The 6689-nt window shown below is 35.0% G+C and carries 5 protein-coding genes; 2 read left to right on the top strand and 3 right to left on the bottom strand.

What is annotated here, in order from left to right; genetic code table 11:
• Window positions 1–206: 206 nt before the first annotated feature.
• Both IPZ78_RS16410 and IPZ78_RS16405 read left to right on the top strand, forming a co-directional pair.
• Window positions 207–1199, top strand: coding sequence for an isoaspartyl peptidase/L-asparaginase family protein (locus IPZ78_RS16410; protein ID WP_225555071.1), 993 nt, complete (start codon window positions 207–209; stop codon window positions 1197–1199).
• Window positions 1192–1857: a copper homeostasis protein CutC gene (locus tag IPZ78_RS16405; protein WP_225555070.1), complete on the top strand. Its 666-nt coding sequence runs from the start codon at window positions 1192–1194 to the stop codon at window positions 1855–1857. Before IPZ78_RS16410 ends, IPZ78_RS16405 begins: the two co-directional genes overlap by 8 nt.
• Window positions 1858–1888: 31 nt before the next feature.
• Here IPZ78_RS16405 and IPZ78_RS16400 read toward each other — a convergent pair whose 3' ends face one another.
• The 3 genes from IPZ78_RS16400 to IPZ78_RS16390 all read right to left on the bottom strand — a co-directional run bounded on the left by IPZ78_RS16400 (window position 1889) and on the right by IPZ78_RS16390 (window position 6675).
• Window positions 1889–3049: an ROK family protein gene (locus IPZ78_RS16400; RefSeq protein ID WP_225555069.1), complete on the bottom strand. Its 1161-nt coding sequence runs from the start codon at window positions 3047–3049 to the stop codon at window positions 1889–1891.
• 339 nt (window positions 3050–3388) lie between these two features.
• On the bottom strand, window positions 3389–5149 hold the full coding sequence (locus tag IPZ78_RS16395; RefSeq protein ID WP_225555068.1) for an alpha-L-fucosidase: 1761 nt from the start codon (window positions 5147–5149) through the stop codon (window positions 3389–3391).
• 83 nt (window positions 5150–5232) lie between these two features.
• Complete coding sequence (locus IPZ78_RS16390) at window positions 5233–6675, bottom strand: alpha-L-fucosidase (RefSeq protein ID WP_225555067.1); 1443 nt, start codon at window positions 6673–6675, stop codon at window positions 5233–5235.
• Window positions 6676–6689: the final 14 nt, after the last annotated feature.

The raw sequence follows: 6689 nt of genomic DNA, 5'->3' as shown, positions 1-6689 counted from the left end.
ATTGTACTTTCATATCGTTTTTTGGGTGCACCTCAATTTACAAAAAATTGAGGACAAAAAACATAAGCCCCGCCATTATTTTTTAATGACGGGGCTCTTTAATTAACAGACCTTTTTAGACAGCCTCTTTTATTTCAATAGTTTAAAGCATATCTTTATGGTTTGCTACAATAGTATAGAATAAAGGAAATTACATAAAATATATTATGGGTTCGAGAAGAAGTTTTTTGCAAAAGTTAGGTTTAGGAACATTGGCTGTTTCAGTACTTCCAAAATTTGCTATATCAGAAAGTTCAATCATAAAGATAAATAAACCTATCGTATTGTCTACCTGGGATTTTGGTTTAAAGGCGAATGAAGAAGCATGGCAAATTTTATCTAATGGTGGACGTGCTTTAGATGCTGTTGAAAAGGGCGTAAGGTTAACAGAAGCTGATCCTTCGGAGCGTAGTGTTGGCTATGGCGGTAGACCTGATCGTGATGGCAAAGTCACGCTGGACGCCTGTATCATGGACGAACATGCAAATATTGGTTCGGTGGCTGCCTTGCAAAATATCAAACATCCAATTTCTGTAGCTAGAGCTGTAATGGAAAAAACACCACATGTTATGCTGGTGGGTGAGGGCGCATTGCAATTTGCAAAGTCTCAAGGCTACAAAGAAGAAAATCTACTTACTGAAGAATCAGAAAAAGAGTGGAAAGAATGGTTGAAAACGTCAAAATATGAGCCGATTGTTAATATTGAGAATCATGATACCATAGGTATGATTGCACTTGATGCAAACGGTAACCTTTCAGGTGCGTGTACGACGAGTGGAATGGCTTTCAAGATGCATGGAAGAGTTGGTGATTCACCAATCATTGGCGCAGGACTTTATGTAGATAATGAAATTGGTGCTGCAACAGCTACTGGTCACGGTGAAGAAGTGATTCGTACGGTAGGAAGTCATTTAGTAGTTGAATTAATGCGTCAAGGGCATTCACCACAAAAAGCTTGTGAAGTAGCAGTTAAAAGAATTATTAAGTTTACACAGAATAGAGGAAAGTCTTTGGATAATATTCAAGTAGGATTTATTGCTTTAAATAAGCGAGGAGAATATGGAGCTTATTGTATTCATGGCGGATTCAATTATGCTAAATATGATGCTAAAGGAAATGAACTGATTAAGGGTAAATCATATTTGAAATCAAATGGCTAAACTAGAAATTGCGAGCTTCAATCTTAATTCAGCTAAAATAGCTCAAGAATTTGGCGCGGATCGTGTGGAATTGTGTGCAGGTATGGAAGTTGGAGGTACCACTCCATCTGATGAAGATGTTTTAGCTGCACGCAAATTGTTGACTATTCAATTGAATGTCATGATTCGTCCAAGAGGAGGTGATTTTGTGTATACTGATGAAGAATTTACAGCGATGAAAAGGGATATTCTGCGTATAAAGGATATGGGGATAGATGGTTTTGTTTTTGGAATTCTCAACGCAGATAATACAGTCAATGAATCAAAGAATAGAGAACTCGTTGAATTAGCTTTGCCATTTCCGTGCACTTTTCACCGTGCATTTGATGAGGTCTTTGATTTTAGAAAAGCATTAGAAGATGTTATTTCATGTGGTTTTACAACTATTTTGACATCAGGATGCGAACCGAATGTTGATTTAGGATTACGTAATCTGGTGGAATTGGTAAAGCTTTCTAATGACCGCATTGTGATTATGCCTGGAGGTGGTTTACGTTCTTCTAATGTAGCACATCTTTTAGATAAAACTAAGGCTACTTACTTTCATTCTTCTGCGATTACAGATGGTAGCGATACAGCAGTAGGGGATGAAGTTACAAAGTTGAGATCTCAGCTATAATAGAAAATCACTCCTAAAGAGTGATTTTCTATTATACAGCAAGATTAATTTTAGGAATTTGTTCGATAACAGTGCAAGCAGCAGCTAAGGTCAATACATCCTTCATTTCTGAAAGCTCAATAGAAGTTTGGTCAGATAAGCGCGGAATACAATACAAGTGAATGGAAGATTGTACTTCGGAAAGTATGATATCACCAAATTCAATACCTATCCCAGCCAAAATAATTTTTTCAGGATTTAGAATATGTATTAACGTCGCAATACCTTTACCAAGCATATGGCCTATTTTTCGAATAGCTTCAATTGCTAATTGATCTCCATTTTTATAGGCATGCACTAACTGATCAAATGTTATTTGTTTTGAATTCTTCTTTAGTATGGATACTTCTCCGGCCTGTAGTTGTTTTTCGATATATTCGATAGCTGTCTGTAAAGAAGCCTCAACTTCTAAACACCCTTTTTTACCACAAAAACACAAATTATTAGTGTCTGCTAAAGGGATGTGACTAAATTCTCCAGCATAACCATTATGTCCTCTGAAAATAGTATTATTAATCAATATCCCCAGACCGACGCCCCAAGTTAAATTAATGACTAAGGTATGTGGTGAATCCTTTGCTTTACCGAAATGCTTTTCAACTATTGCTATGGCTGTTGAATCATTTTCAATAAATGTTGGTATCCTTAATTTTTCTTCTAGCGTCTTTGCAATTTCATAAAGAGGTGATCCTACGGGGTGGGATGTGTTTATTTTCTTTTGTGTGTTCACAAATCCAGGGCATATAATCCCTATTCCCATAAATGTATTTGAAGAGTATTCAGCTTTTAATTTTTCTATTTCTTCTATAAGGGCATTGACAAGTTCGTATTCTTCCTGCGTAGTAATTACTAATTTAATGGTGTCTCTTACTTTTTCATGATCAATATTAAAGACATCTATTAGCGTTCTTCTGCGTTCAATCGAAATGGCGATTATATTGCCAAGCATGTTTTTATCTGCTTTATATAGATATGCTTTCCTTCCCCCAGTCGAATTTGTGAGTCCCAAATTTTGTACGAACCCTCTTTTTAATAAATCTTTTAATCCTTTTGTGGTAATAGGAATGCTTTTGCCTACACTATTACTCAGATCTCCTATTGCTGTAGCACCAGAGAAAAAAAGATTTTTGAGGATATTAGTATATAGATTCATTTATATTGGTTTTTGAAGAATGTAAAAGTATAAATTATAATGACAATAAATGAAAATAAAGGTAGGATATGAGCTTTATTAAAAGAACTTTATAGGAATAAATAGAGCTTTGATTACAAATGATAAAGTGATTTGAGGACTATTATCCGAAAATATGTATTAAGTAGAGGTGAAGTACGTTTGTTTTTCTAGTAATGTTTGGATTATTTTATAGATTTCAATGTTACATATATAGACAATAATTTATATATGTTCTGGTATGGAAATACGATTTTACATCGAATGTTTAAATGAGGAATCTGCTAATTATTTCTTGAGCAGATTCCTCTTCTATGAAAGTTATATTTTCTTAATCCAAATTCTATTAATACAAATGGATTCTTCGTTTGGAGATTCTAATACAATTTTCATTTTATTAGCTCGATCAATTTGGATAATGCCAATATGTGTATCCGTAAATTCCTCGATATAATTGTTTTCAGTTGGTTCAACGACCATCATGCCATTTGGTTTTAGGACGCCTTTAATTGATTTGCCACCTATTTGAACAGTGATTTGTATATCTTTTTTTGTCGGATTGTGTGCGGATACATCTAAGGTATATTTGCCTTTTTCTGTGAATTCGACAAGCCACGTTAAATTTTGTCCCTTTGAGATAATATAGTTGGGACGTTTTCCATCATAAGCGATTATTTCATGCTCTTTGTTGTTATATAGATTTTTACTGCTTAAAGCAAAGCCACCAAAAGTAGATTCTGCCACAACTTCCTTATCAAAATTGATTTCGTTATCAAATTCAAGTTTTATTAATGAAACGAAATTGTCTGAGGCATTTTTCGGTAAATCCACATAAATAATTGACCCTGTCTGCGAATAATTTAACTTCTCTTGGCTGTTGTCTTTAATGGAATAGATCGCTTTAGGTTTTGATACTACTCCAGTGATTCTTAGTTTCCTATCGAGTGGCCAATTGAAAATATGTGCATACAAATTCGTTTTCTGTAACGTCAAATATCCCCAATCAAAATTCTTAGCGCGTAGAGGCGTTCCTTTGTTCGTATAGACAGCTTCTCCATATCTGCTTAGCCATTGACCAATATCATTTAATCTGGAAACACTTTCATGTGGTATTTGACCATTAGCGCGTGGACCAATGTTCAATGTTAGTCCGCCATTAAGACTAACATTCGATATCAAGGATTCAAAAATTTGACTCGTGGACTTCCACTCTTTTTCATAGCCACTATATCCCCATGAATGTGCGATGGTTCCTGGAGTTTCCCAAGGGTGATCTATGTATTCATTCGCGAAGACATTATCACCTAATGTTTGAAAATCTACATATTTAGCATCTGTAGGTAAGCCTAATCTAGAGTTGATAAGACAATTGGGTTGCAGTTCTCGTATAAGACTAACAGCTTGTTCTAGCTGTTGCTTTTGGAATATCGTTTTTTCATATGGAATCCACATGTCGAACCACATCACTGCGATATCTCCATAATTTGTCAATAACTCCCGCAGCTGCGGTATCGCTTTTTCTTGCCAATATTGATTAAATTGTTCGGGAGAGACACTTTTGGTCAATTCTAGATTATGATCCCAAGCATATGGATGTTCCCAATCAATCCAATGAGAGTAATAAAAGCCTAGTTTCATATCGTGTTTTCGACATGCCTCTGCTAATTCTTTTATGATGTCGCGCTTTGATCCTGATAGTTTCGAGAGTGAATAATCTCCAATTTTGGTGTCCCAAATAGCGACCCCATCATGATGCTTTGAGGTCATAATAATGTATTTCATTCCAGCTTTCTTAGCTTGAATAACCCATTCTTCAGGGTTAATTTGATCCCAAACAAATCGCTTAGCAAGCTCACCATATTCTTCCTTAGATATACGATTTCTATACCTTATCCATTCTGCATAATTATTTAAATATCTCAAATTTTCACCTTTCCAAATTCCTTCGGCCGCAGAGTATAATCCCCAGTGAATAAACATGCCAAAACGGGCGTCCTCAAACCATTTTGTTTTCGGGTTGGGTTGGGCTACTGACGTAAATGTGATTATTAATGATAAAAGTATTAGATAAAGGATTCTCATAATTATATTGATAGATTTTATGTAAAAGTAGGAAAAGAGCTGCTATTAATGTTGCTAAATAGCATTATTCCTTTGTAAATTATTTATATCAAAACTATCTGAAATACGGAAGCATAAGTTGATTTGTTCTTACTAGTATTGATGAAAATCTTACCATCTTTAATTTGATATTTTATCCTTTCTTTAGAACCTAGAAGCTTAATGTCTCTAATTTTTATAGTATTGGGAATTTCGAATTCAAATTGATTTGTACTTACGTATTCCTTATTGTTTTCTTGAATATGAAATACATTAATAATTTTATTGTCTTTGCTTTTGGTATAGTAGTAATCTTCAATATGGAATGGAGCTATAGGTCGGGTAGCAAATACGGCCGATTCATTAATATTCATCCAATTCGAGATTTCTTGTAGACGATCATATGCAGCTTTATCAAAATCACCATTTGGTCCTGGAGCAATATTCAATAGGTAGTTTCCTCCTCTTGAAATTATCTTAATCAGTGTTTCTATTATTTTTTTTGTAGGCTTGTAATTGTCATTTGGTACATATGAAAAGGAATCACCCATCGTAATGCAACTTTCCCATGGTATATCTAATGTGTGGTCCGGAACAGCTTGTTCTGGAGTGACGTAATTCTCCCATTTTCCAGGTACTGTTCTGTCCACCACGATTATTCCAGGTTGATTTTTGCGCGCCATAGTACCGATGCGATCCATATCTATATCTTGTTCTGTTTTGATAGTACGTTGCCATTCCACAGCGGGGTCAATCGTTTTGAAGGGGCGAACCCATCCACCATCTAACCACAAAATATCTACTTTGCCATATTCAGAAGTTAATTCATTTAATTGGTTGTAGGTGTAATTTTTAAATTGACTCCATCGTTCAGGATATTTGGTAGGGTCATAATTAACATTTCTATCTTTTGGTGGAAAATATGACCACCAATAATATTCAGTGTGCCAATCAGGTTTGGAGAAATAGGCTCCAATTTTGAAGTTGTCTTTTCGAAAGGCATCAAAAATTTCTTTAGTTATGTTCGCACGAGGATTTGATGAAAAAGGTGTGTTTGGCGATGTAATTTTATAAACAGATTCTTTAGTGTCAAACATCGCAAATCCATCGTGATGTTTTGTGGTGAATACAACATATTTCATTCCTGCAGACTTTGCGGCTTTAGCCCATTTTTCAGGAATAAATTGTGTAGGATTAAAAGTCTTTTGAAGATTTTCGTAATTTTTTACGTATTCATAATAAGTTGATCCATGCTCTTTTTTGCGTTGTGTCCAGCCCTCATCTTCTGGACATAAGCTCCAGCTTTCGACAATTCCCCATTGGCTGTATGTCCCCCAATGCATGAATAGTCCGAATTTCATATCTTGCCATTGTTCTAAATTGTTAATAACTAATGGGTCTGTCGGTTTTTGATACCCTGCAGATACATTATGCGCTTGTCCTTGTGTATGATGAGAATAAGTTATTAAAGTAACTGCAAAGATTATATTTAGAATTGTTTTTTTCATAATGTAGGCTTTGT

This window comes from Sphingobacterium bovistauri (assembly GCF_020295405.1).
Classification (GTDB): Bacteria; Bacteroidota; Bacteroidia; order Sphingobacteriales; family Sphingobacteriaceae; genus Sphingobacterium; species Sphingobacterium bovistauri.
The sequence above is the reverse complement of the archived record's forward strand: the minus strand, read 5'-3'. Positions and strand labels throughout refer to the sequence as shown.

What these genes read in the sequence shown, in the direction of transcription:
- IPZ78_RS16390 (WP_225555067.1), bottom strand. Translation starts at nt 6,675, where the DNA reads ATGAAAAAAACAATTCTAAATATAATCTTTGCAGTTACTTTAATAACT.
- IPZ78_RS16400 (WP_225555069.1), bottom strand. Translation starts at nt 3,049, where the DNA reads ATGAATCTATATACTAATATCCTCAAAAATCTTTTTTTCTCTGGTGCT.
- IPZ78_RS16405 (WP_225555070.1), top strand. Translation starts at nt 1,192, where the DNA reads ATGGCTAAACTAGAAATTGCGAGCTTCAATCTTAATTCAGCTAAAATA.
- IPZ78_RS16395 (WP_225555068.1), bottom strand. Translation starts at nt 5,149, where the DNA reads ATGAGAATCCTTTATCTAATACTTTTATCATTAATAATCACATTTACG.
- IPZ78_RS16410 (WP_225555071.1), top strand. Translation starts at nt 207, where the DNA reads ATGGGTTCGAGAAGAAGTTTTTTGCAAAAGTTAGGTTTAGGAACATTG.